General features: G+C 63.1%; 13 protein-coding genes. 8 read left to right on the forward strand and 5 right to left on the reverse strand.

Features of this window, described 5'->3' with window-relative positions:
* Positions 1-5: 5 nt before the first annotated feature.
* The 7 genes from N8I74_RS04000 (at position 6) to N8I74_RS04030 (ending at position 7,553) form a co-directional block, all read left to right on the forward strand.
* Positions 6-245, forward strand: a complete 240-nt coding sequence (locus N8I74_RS04000) for an acyl carrier protein (RefSeq protein WP_263125638.1) — start codon at positions 6-8, stop codon at positions 243-245.
* A 13-nt stretch (positions 246-258) separates the two neighbouring features.
* On the forward strand, positions 259-1,518 hold the full coding sequence (locus tag N8I74_RS04005; RefSeq protein WP_263125639.1) for a beta-ketoacyl synthase N-terminal-like domain-containing protein: 1,260 nt from the start codon (positions 259-261) through the stop codon (positions 1,516-1,518).
* Between the two features lie 65 nt (positions 1,519-1,583).
* Entirely contained in the window at positions 1,584-2,702 is a 1,119-nt protein-coding gene (gene fabD, locus N8I74_RS04010; protein WP_263125640.1) for an ACP S-malonyltransferase, read from the forward strand.
* 135 nt (positions 2,703-2,837) lie between these two features.
* Positions 2,838-3,125: a hypothetical protein gene (locus tag N8I74_RS04015; protein ID WP_263125641.1), complete on the forward strand. Its 288-nt coding sequence runs from the start codon at positions 2,838-2,840 to the stop codon at positions 3,123-3,125.
* Between the two features lie 133 nt (positions 3,126-3,258).
* A complete protein-coding gene (cysE, locus tag N8I74_RS04020; RefSeq protein ID WP_263125642.1) occupies positions 3,259-3,936 on the forward strand; it encodes a serine O-acetyltransferase in 678 nt (225 codons plus the stop codon).
* Positions 3,933-4,913, forward strand: coding sequence for an acyltransferase domain-containing protein (locus N8I74_RS04025; RefSeq protein ID WP_263125643.1), 981 nt, complete (start codon positions 3,933-3,935; stop codon positions 4,911-4,913). Before cysE ends, N8I74_RS04025 begins: the two co-directional genes overlap by 4 nt.
* Before the next feature lie 18 nt (positions 4,914-4,931).
* Positions 4,932-7,553 carry a tetratricopeptide repeat protein gene (locus N8I74_RS04030; protein WP_263125644.1) on the forward strand — a complete coding sequence of 874 codons (2,622 nt, stop codon included), beginning with the start codon at positions 4,932-4,934 and terminating at the stop codon, positions 7,551-7,553.
* A gap of 163 nt (positions 7,554-7,716) precedes the next feature.
* On the opposite strand, the gene rdrB is transcribed toward N8I74_RS04030, so the two are convergent.
* From rdrB to N8I74_RS04045, 3 genes are all read right to left on the reverse strand, one after another.
* Positions 7,717-10,518, reverse strand: coding sequence for an antiviral RADAR system adenosine deaminase RdrB (gene rdrB, locus N8I74_RS04035; RefSeq protein WP_263125645.1), 2,802 nt, complete (start codon positions 10,516-10,518; stop codon positions 7,717-7,719).
* Complete coding sequence (rdrA, locus tag N8I74_RS04040; RefSeq protein ID WP_263125646.1) at positions 10,460-13,231, reverse strand: antiviral RADAR system adenosine triphosphatase RdrA; 2,772 nt, start codon at positions 13,229-13,231, stop codon at positions 10,460-10,462. Before rdrA ends, rdrB begins: the two co-directional genes overlap by 59 nt.
* Before the next feature lie 394 nt (positions 13,232-13,625).
* A complete protein-coding gene (locus N8I74_RS04045; protein WP_263125647.1) occupies positions 13,626-14,414 on the reverse strand; it encodes a 4'-phosphopantetheinyl transferase family protein in 789 nt (262 codons plus the stop codon).
* 180 nt (positions 14,415-14,594) lie between these two features.
* Here N8I74_RS04045 and N8I74_RS04050 point away from each other — a divergent pair, with 180 nt between their 5' ends.
* Positions 14,595-15,644, forward strand: coding sequence for a hypothetical protein (locus N8I74_RS04050; protein ID WP_263125648.1), 1,050 nt, complete (start codon positions 14,595-14,597; stop codon positions 15,642-15,644).
* 30 nt (positions 15,645-15,674) lie between these two features.
* On the opposite strand, the gene N8I74_RS04055 is transcribed toward N8I74_RS04050, so the two are convergent.
* Both N8I74_RS04055 and N8I74_RS04060 read right to left on the reverse strand, forming a co-directional pair.
* Entirely contained in the window at positions 15,675-15,881 is a 207-nt protein-coding gene (locus tag N8I74_RS04055) for a hypothetical protein (protein ID WP_263125649.1), read from the reverse strand.
* Positions 15,882-16,043: 162 nt separating this feature from the next.
* Positions 16,044-17,189 (reverse strand): ankyrin repeat domain-containing protein, encoded by a 1,146-nt coding sequence (locus N8I74_RS04060; protein ID WP_263125650.1) that lies wholly within the window; start codon positions 17,187-17,189, stop codon positions 16,044-16,046.
* Positions 17,190-17,205: the final 16 nt, after the last annotated feature.

The following is a 17,205-nucleotide window of genomic DNA, read 5'->3' on the forward strand; positions in this document are numbered from 1 at the left end:
ACGCTGTGAACAAGGAAGAGATCTTCGAAACCATCGTCCGCCATGTGCGCGAAGTGATCCCGAGCCTGGAGACGCATCGCTTCCAGCCGGACGATTCGCTCAAGGCACTGGGCGCCAACTCGGTCGACCGCGCCGACATCATCATGATGACGCTCGAATCGCTGTCGCTGAACATTCCGCTGATCGCCATGGCCAAGGCCGAGAACATCGGCGACCTGGCGCGCATCATGCACGAACAGGGCTAGGGCCCCCCGCCCCATGTCGTCCCTGACCCGCCCCGCGCCCAACGATCCGGTCGTCACCGGGCTTGGCATCACCTCCGCCATCGGCCAGGGCAAGGACGCGTTCGCCGCGGCGCTGCTCGCCGGCCGGCACGCCTTCGCCCCGATGCGGCGCCCGGGGCGGCAGTTGCCGGGGCACGAGGCCGCAGCGACGCCCGGCTTTCTCGGTGCCGAGATCGGCACGCTGGCGATGCCGCAGACGATCCCGGCCGGCCTGCTGCGCACCGCCTCGCTCTCCGGCCAGGTGGCGCTCGCCACGTTGCACGAAGCCTGGCACGACGCCGGGCTGGGCGCGATGCCGGGCGAGGCGGTCGGCCTCATCGTCGGCGGCTCGAACGTGCAGCAGCGCGAAGCGACGCTGCTGCGCGACGGCTACCGCGGACGCGAAGCCTTCGTGCGCCCGACCTACGGCATGGCGTTCATGGACAGCGACCTGTGCGGGCTGTGCACCGAGGCGTTCGGCATCAAGGGCCTTGCCCATACGGTGGGCGGTGCCTCCGCCAGCGGCCAGCTGGCGGTGATCGAAGCGCTGCACGCGGTGCAGTCGGGCCGGGTGCAGGCCTGTATCGCGCTCGGGGCGCTGATGGACCTGTCGTACTGGGAATGCCAGGGACTGCGTTCGCTCGGTGCGATGGGCTCGGACCGCCATGCCGATGCGCCGGCGCTGGCGTGCCGCCCGTTCGATGCGGACCGCGATGGCTTCATCTTCGGCGAGCTGTGCGGCGCGGTGGTGGTCGAGACGCTGGCGTCGGCGCAGCGGCGTGCCCGCCCGCCCTACGCCCGCGTCGCCGGCTGGGGCCTTGGCATGGACGCGAACCGCAACCCCAACCCGTCGGCCGACGGCGAAACCGCGGCCATCGGCGCGGCGTTGGCACAGGCCGGGCTCGCGCCGGCGCAGATCGACTATCTGAACCCGCATGGCACCGGTTCGGCGATCGGCGACGTCACCGAAATCGAAACCCTCCGCCGCTGCGGGCTGGAGCGGGCCTGGCTGAATGCGACCAAGTCGATCACCGGCCATGGCCTGAGCGCCGCCGGCACGGCCGAACTGATCGCCGTGCTGCTGCAGATGCAGGCGGGCACGCTGCACCCCACGCGCAACCTCGACCGGCCGATCGACCCGGCACTGCGCTGGGTGGGACGCGAGCCGGTGGTGCACCCGATCCGCAACGCACTCAACCTGAGCATGGGGTTCGGCGGGATCAATACCGCGGTCTGCCTGCAGCGGTACGGCTGATGGCCGGCCCGCACCGCAGGCGGCAGGGCCGCTTCGTCCAACAGATCGATTCATAGGGGCAAACGATGAAGACCTATATGTTTCCGGGCCAGGGCTCGCAATCCAAGGGGATGGGCGAGGGCCTGTTCGAGCGCTTCCAGGAACTGACCGGGCAGGCCGACGCCATCCTCGGCTATTCCGTGCGCGCGCTGTGCCTGCAGGATGCGCGCGACGAGCTGGGCAACACCCGCTTCACCCAGCCGGCGCTGTACGTGGTCAACGCGCTGTCGTACTTCAAGAAGCGCGAAGAGGACGGCGCGCCCGACTTTTTGGCCGGGCACAGCCTGGGCGAATTCAATGCGCTGATGGCGGCTGGCTGCTTCGATTTCGAGACCGGGCTGCGGCTGGTGCAAAAGCGCGGCGAACTGATGGCGCAGGTGTCCGGCGGCGCGATGGCGGCGGTGCTCAACGCCAGCAAGGAGCAGATCGAGGAGACGCTGCGCGAACACGGGCTGAACAACATCTATCTGGCCAACTACAACACGCCGTCGCAGATCGTGATCTCCGGCCTTGCCGACGAGATTGCCCGCGCCGAGCCGCTGTTCCAGCAGGGCAAGGTGCGCTACTACCCGCTGGCGACCAGCGGCGCCTTCCACTCGGTGTTCATGCGGGAGGCGATGGCGCAGTTCAAGGACTACCTCGCGTCGTTCCGGTTTGCCGCGCCACAGATCCCGGTGATCGCCAACATCACTGCCCGGCCCTATTGCGACGATGCGCTGCTGGACACGCTGGCAGGCCAGATCGCCAGCACGGTGCGCTGGTCCGAGACCGTCCAGTACCTGCTGGCCCAGGGCGTGGCGCGCGGTGAGGCCATGGTGTTCGAAGAGCTGGGGCCGGGCGATGTGCTGACGAAGCTGGCCAAGACCGTCGAGGTGCAGACGCCCCGGCCAGTGCTCGATGCGCTCGCCGCGCAATTGCAGGACGACGCGCCGGCCGCACCGGCCCGGCCCGGCGTGGTGGCCGAGGACAAGGTCCGTGCCTGGAACAGGACGCATCCGGTGGGCACGCGGGTCAGGTCGACGCTGGTCGACGCTGCCGATCTGGAGACCCGCAGCGAGGCCGTGGTGCTGTTCGGGCACCGGGCGGCGGTCTACCTGAAGGGATACAACGGCTATTTCGACCTGGACGAGCTGACGCCGGCCTAGTGACCGGCAAGTGGGGCGCAGCGGCGCCGGTACACGCGGCCGGGTGCATGGCGGGCAATGCCGCGGCGCGGCGGTGGCGCTTGGCAAGGTGGGTTGCGGTACGCCGAAGAGGCGGTTCATCGAAGGGGTGAGGACATGGCGAGCGCGGACTATCACGTGTTTGGATTGGGCAGCAGCCCGGACGATCTGCACTACATCGGCTGGACGCAGCGGCGCCTGGGCGACGAGCAGGAGCAGATCTTTTCCGATGTGGCGCAGGACGGCGAGATCGCGCACTGGCTGGAAGCCGCGCGCCGCGCCGGCCCGGTCAGCCTGTTCGAGATCGAATCGGCGCGCTCGGTCGAGGATGCGCGGGATTCGGCGCTGTTCTGGCGCCAGTACTACCACTCGCTCGGCCTGGACGTGGTGGCCGCCCGCTGTTGACGCGGTGAGGCGCCGGCCGTGGTCGGCCACCGCCCCGGCAATGCTGCCCGGGGCCTGCCCAAGCAACGGCGGGTGCGCTGCCGCCCCGCCGATCCGGCGCCGTGCGCGGCGCGCCACCCCGTTGCCCGATCCCATGCTCAACCGCCTTCGAGAAGACATCGCCAGCATCATCGAGCGCGATCCTGCCGCGCGCAGCGCCTGGGAAGTGCTCACCTGCTATCCCGGCCTGCATGCCGTGGTATTGCATCGCCGGGCGCACTGGTGCTGGCAGCGCGGCCTGTGGTGGCTGGCGCGGTTCGTATCGCACCTGGCGCGCAGCCTGACCGGCATCGAGATCCACCCGGGCGCCCAGTTGGGCCGACGGGTGTTCATCGACCATGGCCATGGCGTGGTGATCGGCGAGACCGCGGTGGTCGGCGACGACTGCACCCTCTACCAGGGCGTCACGCTGGGGGGCACCTCGCTGCAGCGCGGCCACAAGCGGCATCCCACATTGGAGGACGGCGTGACGGTGGGCGCCGGCGCCAAGGTGCTGGGCGACATCACGGTCGGGCGGGGCGCCCGCATCGGCTCGAACGCGGTGGTGGTCAAGGCCGTGCCGGCCGGTGCCACCGCGCTGGGCAACCCGGCCCACCTGGTCGCGGGCGAGGGCACACGGGGGCGCGAGCCGGGCGCGCTGCAGCCACTGCTGGAACAATTGGCGGCGCATGAATTGCGGCTGGCACAGCTCGCCGCCGCGCTGCAGGCGGCGGGCATCGCGGGCGAGGCGCCGGATACCGCGGCGGCGCCGATCGGGGAATGGAGCAAATGACAATCGATAGCGGGGAGCAGGCCATGTCCGCCAGGACGGTATTCATGTTTTCGGGGCAGGGATCGCAGTACTACCAGATGGGCAGGCAATTGTTCGACGAGCACCCGGTGTTCCGCGAATGGATGGTGTGGCTCGATGGCGTGGCGCACGGCATCAATGGCAGGCGCGTGCTCGACGCGATCTACTCGGCTGACAAGTCCGAGGTGTTCGACCGCACGCTGCTGACGCATCCGGCGATCTTCATGGTCGAGTATGCGCTCGCGCAGTGCCTGATCCACGAGGGCATCAAGCCCGACCTGACGCTGGGCACCAGCCTGGGCTCGTTCGCCGCGGCCGCGGTGGCCGGCTACATCGGCGTCGAGGACGCGCTGGCGGCGGTGCTGGAGCAGGCGGCGGCATTCGAGGCTTCGTGCGAGCGAGGCGGCATGATCGCGGTGCTGGCCGATCCGGCGCTGTACGACGAGGACTTCCTGTATACGCGCAGCGAGATGGCCGGGATCAATTTCAGCTCGCACTTCGCCGTCTCCGCCGCGCAATGCGAGCTGCCGCCGATCGAGGCCGCGCTCAAGCAGCGCAATGTGACCTATCAGCGGCTGGCGGTGTCCTTTGCCTACCACTCGCGCTGGATCGAGGGCGCCGAGGCGCAGTTTGCCGAATTCATGCGCTCGATCCCACTGGGGCGGGGTGGCCTGCCGCTGGTGTGCTGCGCGCAGGGCCAGACGCTCACCGATCTGTCGGACGGCTTCTTCTGGCGCGTGGTGCGCCAGCCGATCCGTTTTCGGGACGCGGTGGCGCACCTGGAGCGGCAGGGCCGGCATCGCTATATCGACGTCGGGCCGTCCGGCACGCTGGCCACCTTCGTCAAATACGGGCTGCCGGCCATGTCCAGCTCCAGCGCACACCCGGTGCTCACCCCCTACGGGCAGGACCGCAAGAACCTGGCTGCGTTGCTGGCCACGTTGCCGGCCACGGCATGATGGGAGCGGCGCACGACCATGGCTGACTGGTACGACGAACTGAGCACGGCGCTCGCCTCCGGCGACGCGACCCGGATGCAGGCCATGCTGGCGCGGGTGCCCAGCACGGTACTGCAAGGCGCGCTGCCCTATCTGGCACAGCTGGCCGAAACCGCGCTGGCACAAGGGCGGCCGGCCGAGGCGCTGGTCTACTACGACCAGATCATCGCCGCAGCGCCGGCACATTTGGACGCGCACGCCGGGCGCGTACGCGCGCTGCTGGCTCTGGCGCGGTTCGCGCAGGCACGGGCCGGCGCCGAACGGCTGGTGGCACTGGCGCCGCGGCACGCGCTTGCCTACCGGCTGCAGGCCGACGCCCACGCCGGGCTCGACGAGCCGCAACATGCGCTGGCGGCCTATCGGCAGGCTTTGCGCCTGGAACCGGACGACGCCGAGACCGCCCAGCGCCTGCAGGCGCTGCAGGCAGCGCAACAGCAGGCGGCGGTGCTGCGCCAGGTGCTCGATCCCGCGACGCCGCAGGAGGCACCACCGCAGGCGTCGCCACCCGGCGTGGTGTTCGACCCGGCACTGCTGGGCGATCCGGCCATCCCCGCGTCGTTCGACACCTTCCGGGTCGATGGGCTGCGGCAGCATCTGCGGCGCTACAGCGCCCAGCGCGCGCCCGGCAACGCCCTCGCCCGGCTGGCGGACCCGGCATGGCTGGCGGCCTGGGACACCGCGCTCGCCGGCACCGCGGGCCGACGTGTGCTGTTCTGCGGCAGCGAACTGGGCGTGTTCGCCCTGCGCGCGCTGCAGCACGGCGCCGCGCAGGTGCGTTGCGAGGAGGCCTTCGCGCTTGAGGCGCGCATCGCCGACGGCATGGCGCAAAAGCATTTCCTGGCGGCATGGCACGCCCAGCACGGCGAGGTGGCCGCGGGCTGGACCGAGGCGCAGCGCCGCACGTCGTTCGAACAGTTTGCCCAGGGCATCGACGTGGTCACGGCGAGTCCGGAAACGCCCGCGGCGCAGGACTGCGACTGCATCGTGTTCCCCAGCATCGATCACACCCTGCTCGGGACCGGCATCGTCGCGGCGGTGCGCCGCCATGCCCGCGCCGGTGCCCGCGTGCTGCCGGCGCGCGCCACCGTGTTCGCAATGGGCATCGCCTGGCGCTACCCGGACGCGGCCTGTGCGCTGGAGGCCATCAACGCCCTGCGCTGGAGCCCCTACCCGCAGCCACTCGATCTGCCGCCAGGGCTCTGGCAGTCGCTGACCGAGCCCACCCGGGTCGGCCAGATCGATCTTGCCGATTTTCGCGAGGCGGATTGGGACATCGCGCTGCCGGCCACCACCGCCGGCACGGTGGATGCCATCGTGTTCTGGTTCGAGCTGGACCTGGGCGAGGTGTGCATCAGCAACGCCCCGGACAGCCCCCTCTGCGCCATCCGCCCGGCGGTGCAGTACACCGACCCGATCGCGCTGCAACCGGGCGAGGCATTGCAGACCACGCTGCGGATCACCTCGACCCGGCTGCACTTCGAAACCCGGCCGGCACCGTCGCTGCCGCGCACGCGGCAGTTGCCCGGCTGGTATGTGCCGATGCTGGGCGACGCGCGGCGCAACCAGGGCTATCGCGAGGCCCTGACACGGGCACTTGCCACCCGGCCGGACGCACTGGTGCTCGACATCGGCGCCGGTTGCGGCCTGCTGTCGCTGCTGGCCGCCTCGGCCGGTGCCGGGCGTGTGATCGGTTGCGAGGCCCAGCGTGCGCTCGCCGAGGCCGGCCGCGCAGTCATCGGGCGCAGCGGCCTCGCGGACCGGGTCACGCTGCTGCACCGGGACTGCCGCAAGCTGCAGCTGCCGGACGATCTGCCGCGCCGCGCCGATCTGGCGCTGTTCGAGCTGTTCGACTGCAGCCTGATCGGCGAAGGCGTCCTGCATTTCCTGGCCCATGCGCGCGAACACCTGCTGGCGGCGGATGCCTGCTATCTGCCCGCCGCCGCCCGCATCCGCGCCCAGGTGATCGAATACCGGATCGAGCGCATCTGGGAGATCGACGCCACCCTGCTCAACCCCTACCGCGCCGCGCCCGGGTCGAGCAACGTCGATGCCGCCCGGCTTGGCCATCGCGCGCTGAGCGCACCGTTCGACGTATTCGCCTTCGACTTCGCCAGCGCCGGCCCCGCGCCGCAGCAGCAACCGATCAGCGTGCCGGCGCTGGCACCGGGCATGGCCGGCGCAGTGCTGTTCTGGTTCGACCTGAACCTTGACGGCGAACATTGGCTATCCAACGCGCCGGACAGCGGCGATGCGCTGCACTGGAAGCAGGGGCTGCAACTGCTGCCCGAAGTGCGCGTCGCGCCCGGCATGCCGCTGCCGCTGCTGGCGCGACACGACGGCAGCAACCTCGCCTTCGCCTGGCAGGACGACGCGCTGCCGCAGGAAGGCCGCGCCACGACCCCCCGCTACGACCCCCGCTGGCTCGCCGCCGCCGCTGAGCTGGAACAGCACACCCGCAACCTGCTGCAACACTGCGCCGCCAACCCCGACGAATACGCCAAGGTGGCGCAGATCGCCCAACGCATGGCCATCGACCCGGCAGCCCACGGCCTGGACCCGGTGATCGCGCAGCGCTTTGCGGGGATGTTTTTGGAGGGGTGAGGGGTGAGGGTGTCCGGGCGAACTTTGGTACGGCTTGCCCCATGCGGGGCCTATGCAAGACGAAGCGACGTGCAACTGATCACTGCCTCCTCATCAGCAGATGAGGCCGACGTTTGCATGCTGTTTTATAAACGGTACTTCTTATTTCGACAATTACTCCCCCTCAAACCGCCTCAAATACTGGCAAATGATTACGATGAAATTGTTCGATACCGTACTGACGCAGCGTCTCTAGCCAGCGCTCTGCTACAGTGCGGCCAACCTTTAACTCCAGAGCAGCTTCGCGCAGTAGTAAGAACTCGGTGCGCAGCGTGGTAGGCATGATGCCAGGGTCGTCGGTATTCACCAGAACGCGTACCGGGCCACGACGCATGCCGTAAAGGTTGGCCGCAGCACCTGGTGCTAGTACCGATTCGTCCGGCGGGTGCCAACGGAAAATCGGATGCTCAGCGTATGTTTTCAGCCGTGCAATATACACATTTGAAGTTGGATTGGCCTCAATGGTTAGCCCCAGCTTGTCGTACTCGGTCAGCAGCCAGTCTTGCAGAGCGTGCATGAAATCCAGCTCCGCTAGGGTGTCCACATCCTCCAGCAGATAGTTATCCCCCTTGCAGCCAACCCTAGTGTGAAACCTGCTGTGAGCGTATGCCTTATCTCCTACGCGCACGATCACCAGTGGTGGCTCTTGTACGCTTTGAAACCATCTATGCCGCGCCCGATACAGCTGGCTGGCCAGCGTACTGTTCTCGGCCAACTCAGGATGGTTGGGTAAGGCATGCCGCTCTTTTGAATCGACGAGCCAGCCATCTCCGATCTTACACAAATGGTAATAACAGTTGCGCCGCAACAACCATGCCTGATGCAGATCATCAGCTGTCGCATGGCACAAAGGCGAGGCCTCAAAAGCGGCTGCCGAAGCAGTGATCTTGCCCGTGGCCGCGTTCGTCATGAAATCCGGCACTTGCCACCACGGCGATAAGCTCCAGAAACGCGCAATGCGTCGTTCCAGAATCGGCAACACCTGCTGTGCCAATGGAAGCACGCCGCTCAGCACACTGGCGTGATGCCACAGCCACACTAGATTATCCAGATGCTCGTCCAGCGGCAGCAGCATCTCGCCTTGTCGAGCGGCCCAATTTTTCGGTGCAACGCCCAGTGCCAGCGCATGTCCCAGCCGGTCACCCTCGCGCATCTCGCAAAAGCGCACCGTCTCGTCGATATGGCGCATGCCCGATGCGGGGTGAGCGTAATCTTCACCCGCATGAATGCTTAGATGAAACCCCGTGCTCGCACGTTCGCCATCTGGCCGTGGCTTGAAGCCGCTGCGCAACCAGCGCAGCAGCGGCGCAAACCACTCGATCTTCAACGCATTTTCGTCACCCGCCACGTCCAGCCCGCGAAACCATCTGGCTGGTTGGAAGCGAAAGTTCGAGTTCAGCTTGCCCCCCAGAAACTCGGCTGCCACCCAGCCCGATTCGCTTTGCAGATTGCTCATCAGCTTTTCGGCCTCTTGCCACAGCTCCTTGCTATCCGGTTTGGGGCGCTGGTTTTGTTTGTGTGGTTTCGAGCGCAAGAAATGGCCACAAAATTGCCAGCGTTCCAGAGCCTGCATAGTGGCCAAAGCCTTCATATCCAGTTGGAGATCAGACTCGCCAAAAATATAAGGTGGTTTTGGCAAGTACAAATCGTTGTTCGCAATTAAACCTTGAGCAAGCTCCCTGGCTAATTTAGGTTTGAATGCTAATGGCCCGGACTTGATTTCCGCCACATCGGCCCTACCTGCCCACAATCGGCGTACATTGCCTTGATAGTCTCTACTACGACCAAGCGATGCTTGAAAATAGCGCTCGGCAAAGCGCGTCAGCCCTTGTCCGTCCATGATCAGACTACGACGTAGCAGGTTGACGGTTTGCCAGAAACACAAAATGGTCGCGCGCTGATACGGATCTGTTTCATGCTCACGGTAGCGTCGACAAAGGTAGACATACAGCCACAACCAGCGATTGGCTGCCCCGCAGCTCATCGCCTGCGCAAACTCGCCCAGCAGCCAGTTGGCACTGCCAACGTTGTCTACACGCATGCAGGCTGCCAGCAAGCGGCTGTCTGGTTTGCGGATAGGCGTTTGCATGGCAAGGGAGAGCCGTTCCAAGCGCTGCGGCCAACCTGTTGTGCATGAAGGGTTGGCCTTTCCATCGCCTTTGGGTTGTGCTTCGTGGTCATTTTGTGCGAGGCAAGTCTGTGCTCCTGGCTCTAGCAACAACACCAGCAATTGCCGGGCACGCTGCAACAATGGCTGCAAGTTGTCGTGCTGTTCACGCTGCCACGGATTCAGCTTTTCATTCAGCTTCAGCGACTTATCAGCCAGCAGATAGTCATCCAGAATCGCGCTATCGGCGGTGACGCCCCAGAAATGGACATGCCCTTCAGCAAACGGTAGCGCAGGGTTGCCCGGAGGGGCAAAAAAGGTGGTCTGGGCGGACACCACACGGCGGATGTCGTGCGGGTCAGGACACGGAATTTCTTGCATCCAGCCTGCAAGATGCCAGCCTACTAGCAAGGTCGGGTCCAGCCCAGCCGCCAGCCGCACATAAGCCTGCACTTCGCCCTCACGGTAGCAAAGCAAGTCGCCATTACGCTGCAATAGTTGCTGTTGCAGCCCATCCAGCCAGGGCAGTTCTGGTGTCAGCAGCAAGTCGCCATCCAGCATGTGTCCCATCAACTGCCGCACATCGGTCAGGCGATGTTCACGCGGATAGCGTGCTTCTACACCTTCAACTAGCAAGTGGTAGAGGTCACCCCCCAGCCGCCGCCAACGGTCGCTGGCAAGATCGTCGGCTGGCTGCAGCAAGTGCTGCCACAGCCGTGCGGCCAACCTTTCATCGCTGTAAAAACATTCAGAGGCGTGTTCAGTCAGGGTGCGCTGGAGCATCAGAAAACCCCGTGAGTCCAGGAAATTTCTCCTCAAGTTCAAGTGCTTTATTCAATGCCACCTTTGCTGCAGAATTTCGTTTATATTCTTTAGACATTTCCTCCCAAATTTCTTTGCATTTACTCTCAGGCATCGCACGAATTGCTTTTTTCACTTTCTCAATATCGCCTTCTTTCCCGCCAAAATTAATATTCAACTTGTCAGACAGCCATTTATTCGCTGATTTTTTTTTGCCTTTCTTTGATTGTGCGCCTGACATTGAATCAGGTCTTTTTCGCGACAAATAAGTATTGCATACATCATCAACCAGATTCCGCAATGGGTGGTAAGCCAATGCATTAGCGATAGTCCTGGTTTTGCGACCAAACAATGCTCGGTGATCTTCGACGTCTGTTCGACCGGCAACGCGCTGCTTATACGGTGCAAGGTGGCCAATGTTCATCTTGAAGTGATCATTCTGCTTAAAATTTCTTGAGCTACGCAATCCAACATCGGTTACCAGTTCTGGCAAGCCAAACAAACGCCCTTTCTCGAAGCTGCCAAATGCAGACCAAGTTGCATAAAACACCAAGCCCGCCTTATTCAAGGCAATCGTCAAGTAATTCAATCCATTCTGATGGGTTTTGTTATCGGAAATCATGGCATAAACCTTCTCGAAAACCTTGTAGACCAACCAGGGCGATATATCCAATTGGTCAATTTCGTATCCCTCTCGCCATTGCTTGATCTCGAGCTGCAGCGCTATCAATGCTGAATCGAGTGGAGTTTCCTTATCTTCATCAACATTTTCGTCTGGACCCCCACTCTCCTCATCGGCCGGATCGTTTTGGGCCGAAACCACGATATCCTGCGCTAGGTCTTTGGCAGAGAAAAATGGTGCAGCGAGAAGAATCCTTTGTAAATCGCTTAACTCTACGTTGCCAAGCAGGCTGGCAATAATCAACTCAAAGATGCGCCCGATATTCAGCACTACCGCACGTTGAGCTGACTGGTAAAAGTAATATTCCGCCAGTAGATTGAGCAACAATCCTGCCTTTCCTGGTAGCTTTTCATCTGAATCAACACCACGCGCTAGCTTGCGAAGCTCGCCCTTCAAGGCTTGGTTGTTGTGTTTACGACTTGAGGCAAGTTGATTATTGAAAGATTGACTGACACTGCAACCAATCTCAGCCTGCGGGTATGGCAGGATTGTTTTTATCTCGAAAAGATCACGAAACCACATCTTTGGTAATCTGTCTCCCAGAGAGTCACTCCAATTGGTCAAATCATGGTATTTTTCGAAATGCTGATAATTCGCATGGCCATGCGCACGCGGTTGGAATAGAGGTGTATCAAACAGGCTGCCGGTACGCTGGCTGGCCAGTGTCCCTCGCCATTGCTGCCAATACTGCCGTGCCAGCAAAACCAGATACGCCACACCACCCGTGGGCTCGAACTTGAAATGTTTTTCCAAGCTGGATATCCACGCTGAGCGATTAGATTCGATCCAGTCTTCTGTTGCATAGGCTGGTAAAGATGCCTTGAGATATTCAGCAAACTTGGCATAAGCCGGGCCATATTCGCGCTTCTCGGCCTTATGCTGTATCTGGTATTCCTTTTCAAATTCCTCAATCGCTTTTTCAGGCACATCTGGCATTTGCCATGCACGCTTGGCCTGCAAGGCTGAGTCCGCTTCTTTGATGCTTTTAGGCAAAGTTGGGATTAGTTTTTGGCACTGATTCAAGAGCTGGGTCAGGGCACGGATCGAAGGGATGGGCAGCGGCAACTGACTATTACCAAGGCCATTCACCGGCCCGGATAAAAAAATCTCCAACCAAGCAATGAAATTGCGCAGCGGCATCACCTCAGCATTTTGTCCATCACGCAAATAGATATTGCTTTGCTGCCAATATTTCCTAACCTCCGGCATCGTCAGGCGGCGCGGAAATGGCAGGATTTTGCGCTGATACTCCGAGGCCAACTCTACTGCGCTTTCATAAGCCTCATTGCGACGATAGCTGGAGTCCTTGATAAGGCGCCCATGAAAATCGCGCCAAGTCACTTCGTCGTAGAGTGCACGGTCACCACAGACGATGGGCAGCACATAGGGTGTAGCCAGATAACGTCGCACGATTTCGAGGTTTTCAAAGGCACGGTTGAGTGCGGTATCGACATCGTCAATCGGCAGGATCAGCAGCTTTTTCTCCAGAAGGCTCAGTACCTCGCGGAAGAAATCCTGCACGCAGTCGGCCAGCTGCTTGTTGCTGTACATGGCACGCACTTTGTCCATGCCGTGATGGTTCTCTTGTGTTTCTACTGATTCCAGTGATTGGGCGAGCTTGTCCAGTGTCTGATTTAGGTATATGGCTTTGTTCGGGGTTGTTCTTTGCGCCTCCTTGACATCTTTATCGTGCAGTATGGCCGCGACAATAATGTGTAGAAATAGCGATTCGCCATCTTCCAGCAGGGTTGGGTCTACCGGGTCGAGGATGTGCACATCTTTCAGGGCATCACGGTCTTTGAGATAGCTTTTCAAGTTCACGAGCACTGCGGTCTTGCCAGTGCCGCGTGCGCCGTCAATCGAAATGGCGTTGTGCTCGCGCAAACCATTCAGCGCTTTGTCTTGGGCAATTTTTGCCTTTTCCAGAGCTTCATTAATCATCTCTTCCAGCGGTTCGTACACTTCGTCACGTGGCAACAAGGTGTTGGCATCCCGCAGTACCGCGCTTTCACTGGCGTTAAGAGGGATGTAGCGCTTGTTCTGGTTCATGGTAGGCACCTAGCTGTCGGCTAGCGGGTTTCCATAGGGTCAAGTTAGCACTGAACTTATCACGACAAATACGGACGGCATTTATCATGCCAAATTGACAGTTCATGGCGAGCTTTGACGTTCTATACGATTTATCTGATGGGAGTGCCGATGAGCAGTGTTTTCAACTTGAATCGCTCGGAGTTTAAAGTCGGAAAAAATCTGCGTGGCTTTCGAACGCTGCCGCCCAAATGGGTGGTGCGGAACGGCTGCTTAGGCCAATCAACAGTCACCAATTGCACCATTCCTGCTCATCTAACTGCATATCACCGCAAATGAACCCATGCACCGAATGGTTGGATCGCAAGCAACCCGATACACCGCCTGAGAAGCTGCAAGCTCTGCATCGCGGGGGTTAGTACCCCACCCACGACTCCCTCATCACCATAGCCGGCCAAACCTCATCCGCAAGTGTCGGCACCACTCGGCGCAGCGTCGGGGTGGGCAGTGGGGTGGGGGGGCGTTCGGTGCAGATGGCCAGCAGGTGGTCCGGGGTGGGGCGGAACTGCCAGAACTGCCAGCGTTGTGCGTCGTCGCCCAGCGCGGGGTCGATGGTCAGCTGCACGGCGTGTTCATGTGGATAGTCGAAGCCGAAGCGGTCGAGCGGGATCGACAGGCCCATGCCGCGTGCCTTGATGTACGCCTCCTTGAAGGTCCAGTACTCGAAGAACCGCGCCTGGCGTTGCGCCGGTGGCACGGCCGCGAGCGCGGCGGCCTCGGCCGGGGAGAAGAAGCGCTCGCCCAGGCCAGGCGAGACCTGGCGGGCGTGCAGGTGCTCCACATCCACGCCCAACGCGCCGTGGCGCGCCACGCCCAGCACGATCAGGCCCTGCGTGTGCGATAGGTTGAAGTGCAGCCCCGCCGCTTCGCCGTGGCAGGGGTCGATCTGCGGCCGGCCGTAGGCGTTGGCGGTGAACACCCAGTCGGTGGGTGCCACCGGGGCGTAGCGCGAGAGCACGGTGCGCACCAGCGCGCGCGTGGCCAGATAGCGCTTGCGGTCGTCTGCAAAGTGAAAACGCGCCGCCTGTTGGCGCTCGGCCTCGCTCAGCAGGCCGCGCAGTTCGTCCAGCAACCGCGGATCGGTCAGCTCTTGATAGAAGGTGAGCCACAGGTCGATGCCGGGCGCGCTGGTTGGATGGGGCATGGCAAGGGACACGATGGGTTTGATCCGGGGCGGGGCCGGGCGCCAGTCTAGCTGGCGGCGCTGCCTTGCCGCAAAGGTGGCGGCCGTGGTTGCCGTTGCGCAAACCGGCTGGAGCGGCTAACACGATTCTGTTGGCATAGGCCGCCTGGCGGCCTCCTGAAACCAGAGACCGAAGCGACCATGAGCAGCCAGAACAAGCGCGGCAAGAAAACTGGCACTGCCCCTGCCAAGCCCAGCAATACCTTATTCAACTATTTCCCCGTGCAGGAGACGGTCAACGAGAAGCGCACCGCCGACACGGCCTTCCAGCAACAAGACGCGGGCCAGCAGACCAAGAAGGTCAAGCTCGAAGCACCGCAGCAGGCGCAACCCAAGCCGCCATCCACCACCAGCGGCTTTGTCCAGTTGCCGACGCCGTCCATCTTCTCGCCGACGCTGCTGCCGCCAGTGCAATCCGGGGTGGGCGGGAGCACGCAGCTGCCTGGCAAACAGTCGTCGAATTTCTTCGAGATCAGCAAGCAAAAGCAGCTTGAAGCCGCGCTTTCGCCCATGCTGCACCTGCAAAAAGGTACGCCGACCGAGTCGCATGATGCGTTCAAATCGCTGTTCAATACCAAGGGTGCGACCAAGGGGCGGTACCAGGGTTATGACCTGAACGACCAGAACAACGCGAGGCTGATCAAGGCGATCAAGGACAACAAGAAAGCCTACAAGAACGCGAAGGATACGGATTTCGAGAAAAAGGCGGGCTTCATCAATGAAGCGCGCATGCTCGATCGCACGCTGCGCAAGTACAACCAGATGGACCCGATCGAGCAGGCCAAGCGCCAGTACTACCCGCAGACCACGATCGGCAGCCCGACCGTGCAAGGCAACCGGCGGCCGGACCTGCTGAAGATCAAGACCACCGACCAGGGCACGTTCGCCACGTTCACCGAGGTGAAGACCAAGGAGTTCCAATCCAACCAGCGCCAGGACACGTTGAAGATCCTGCAGGACACCAAGACCATCTCGGCCCAGCCGCAGGGCGTATCCGGCCCTTCGCCGGTGGATCTGACCAAGACGCCGGTCACCAAGTACAAGACCGTATTCGCCGGCAGCTTCAGCAAGAAAAACCCGGACCATCCCACCGACCCGGGCGTCTCGTTGCTGACCCCCAGGCTCGGCGGCAAGGCCACGCTTTCCGGTACCGGGATCGCGGTCTACTCCAAGCGGCCGCTGGACAAGTAGGCGTCCGCTGGCGGTGGGCCGCGCAGGCGGTCAGTCTGCCTCGCTGTTCTGGTACTGATCGGTTTTGCCGTCCGTCCTGGGGGAAAGCAGGGTGACGGTCGGGGTGAAGGCGGCGTAGACCTTGAATCGCTTGTTGCACGCCGGGCAGTAGTACGCTTCGTTCTCGTTGTGCCCGGCCTGCTGGGTGTCCATGGCGCGCATCCTGGCACCGCAGTGGTTGCAGGTTTGATCAGACATGGCGCTTTCCTTGTCGGATGAAGGGGCAGGCCCACCCGGACCGGGTGGCCTGCTGGAAGGAACGTGGCCAAATGCCGGATGTGAAGCGGATCGGTCTGGCGCCGGTGGGGATGCGGCTCTCCTACGGGCGTGGCCCAGCCGAAGAATCGGCAGCGGCCGGCGTCAATCCCACCACAGCTGTACTGCGCGATGCGTGCGCAGCCACCGCCCGAGCACCTGCTGGCCGAACTGCCTGTGCCCGGGGTCGAGGTCCTGCAGCAGCGCGGCGAGGTCTGCCGGCACGGCCTGGCCAGCGACAGTGAACTGCGCCGCGTGTTCGTCGAGCAGGCCGAAGTGCTGCCCGATCACATCGGGGCAGAGCTTGTCGATTTCCTTGACCAGCTTGCCCACATCGTCCGGCAGGTCGATGAACTGCACCGTGACCCGGTCCGTCGCCACATCCTGCACCTGGATGCCATGGCGTTTATCCCAGGCGCTCAGCTGGCGCACGATCGCATCGGTATCCAGCCCGTGGTTGCGGCCATTGGTGTAGCAGCGGTACAGCGCCAGGTACTTGGCCTTGGGGCCGTCGCCCAGGGCCGATTGGGGTATCCGGCAGCGTTCGGCGGCGGGGTGCTGCTGCGCCAGCCAGTCCGCGACGTCGTGATGCCCCTTCTGCCGCGCATACCAGGCCGCGGTCATGCAGCCGTCTTCGCCATCGGCGGCACGGGTCACGTCCGCGCCGTATTGCACCAGCAGCTGCACCATGGGCAGCAGCCCCATATCCGCCGCGTGCATCAGCGGCGACAGACCGGCCGCCTGCGGCTCGCAGCCTTCGGGGTTGGCGCCGCTTTGCAGCAGCAGTTCCGCAATCTGCGGGTGCCCCTCGAACAGCGCGGCGCCCAGCGGCGAGCAGAACGGCGTTTCGATACGGACCCCCTGTTCGAGCAGCCCGCGCACCGCCGCGATATCGCCCGCCCCGGCGCGTGCCTGCAACTCGAACACCGCCTCGCCTGCCCGGCTTGCGCCATGGGCTTCCAACAACGCCCGTATCCTGGATTGGGCACGCTCGGTGACCGGGTTGCCCGCCATGCTGCGGTATGCCAGCCACGGCGTGTAGCCGTTGGCGTCTTCCACGCTGGGATCGGCGTGCAGTTCCAGCAGCAGCTTCACCACTGCCGGATACCCCGTGCCACCCAGGATCGCCTCGGTCAACGGGGTACGGCCATTGGCGTCCACGGCGTTGACGTCGGCCCCGGCGGCATGCCGCGCCCTGATCCCGTCCAGATCGGTCCAATAGATTCCACTGAGCAAGGCAAGATCGGTCATATCAGGCTCCGGCGCG

It is taken from the genome of Chitiniphilus purpureus (assembly GCF_025642115.1).
GTDB lineage: Bacteria > Pseudomonadota > Gammaproteobacteria > Burkholderiales > Chitinibacteraceae > Chitiniphilus > Chitiniphilus purpureus.

Bases quoted from the DNA above. Each gene is read 5' to 3' on its own strand.
- N8I74_RS04005 (WP_263125639.1), top strand. From the start codon at position 259: ATGTCGTCCCTGACCCGCCCCGCGCCCAACGATCCGGTCGTCACCGGG.
- fabD (WP_263125640.1), top strand. From the start codon at position 1,584: ATGAAGACCTATATGTTTCCGGGCCAGGGCTCGCAATCCAAGGGGATG.
- N8I74_RS04015 (WP_263125641.1), top strand. From the start codon at position 2,838: ATGGCGAGCGCGGACTATCACGTGTTTGGATTGGGCAGCAGCCCGGAC.
- cysE (WP_263125642.1), top strand. From the start codon at position 3,259: ATGCTCAACCGCCTTCGAGAAGACATCGCCAGCATCATCGAGCGCGAT.
- N8I74_RS04025 (WP_263125643.1), top strand. From the start codon at position 3,933: ATGACAATCGATAGCGGGGAGCAGGCCATGTCCGCCAGGACGGTATTC.
- N8I74_RS04030 (WP_263125644.1), top strand. From the start codon at position 4,932: ATGGCTGACTGGTACGACGAACTGAGCACGGCGCTCGCCTCCGGCGAC.
- rdrA (WP_263125646.1), bottom strand. From the start codon at position 13,231: ATGAACCAGAACAAGCGCTACATCCCTCTTAACGCCAGTGAAAGCGCG.
- N8I74_RS04045 (WP_263125647.1), bottom strand. From the start codon at position 14,414: ATGCCCCATCCAACCAGCGCGCCCGGCATCGACCTGTGGCTCACCTTC.
- N8I74_RS04050 (WP_263125648.1), top strand. From the start codon at position 14,595: ATGAGCAGCCAGAACAAGCGCGGCAAGAAAACTGGCACTGCCCCTGCC.
- N8I74_RS04055 (WP_263125649.1), bottom strand. From the start codon at position 15,881: ATGTCTGATCAAACCTGCAACCACTGCGGTGCCAGGATGCGCGCCATG.
- N8I74_RS04060 (WP_263125650.1), bottom strand. From the start codon at position 17,189: ATGACCGATCTTGCCTTGCTCAGTGGAATCTATTGGACCGATCTGGAC.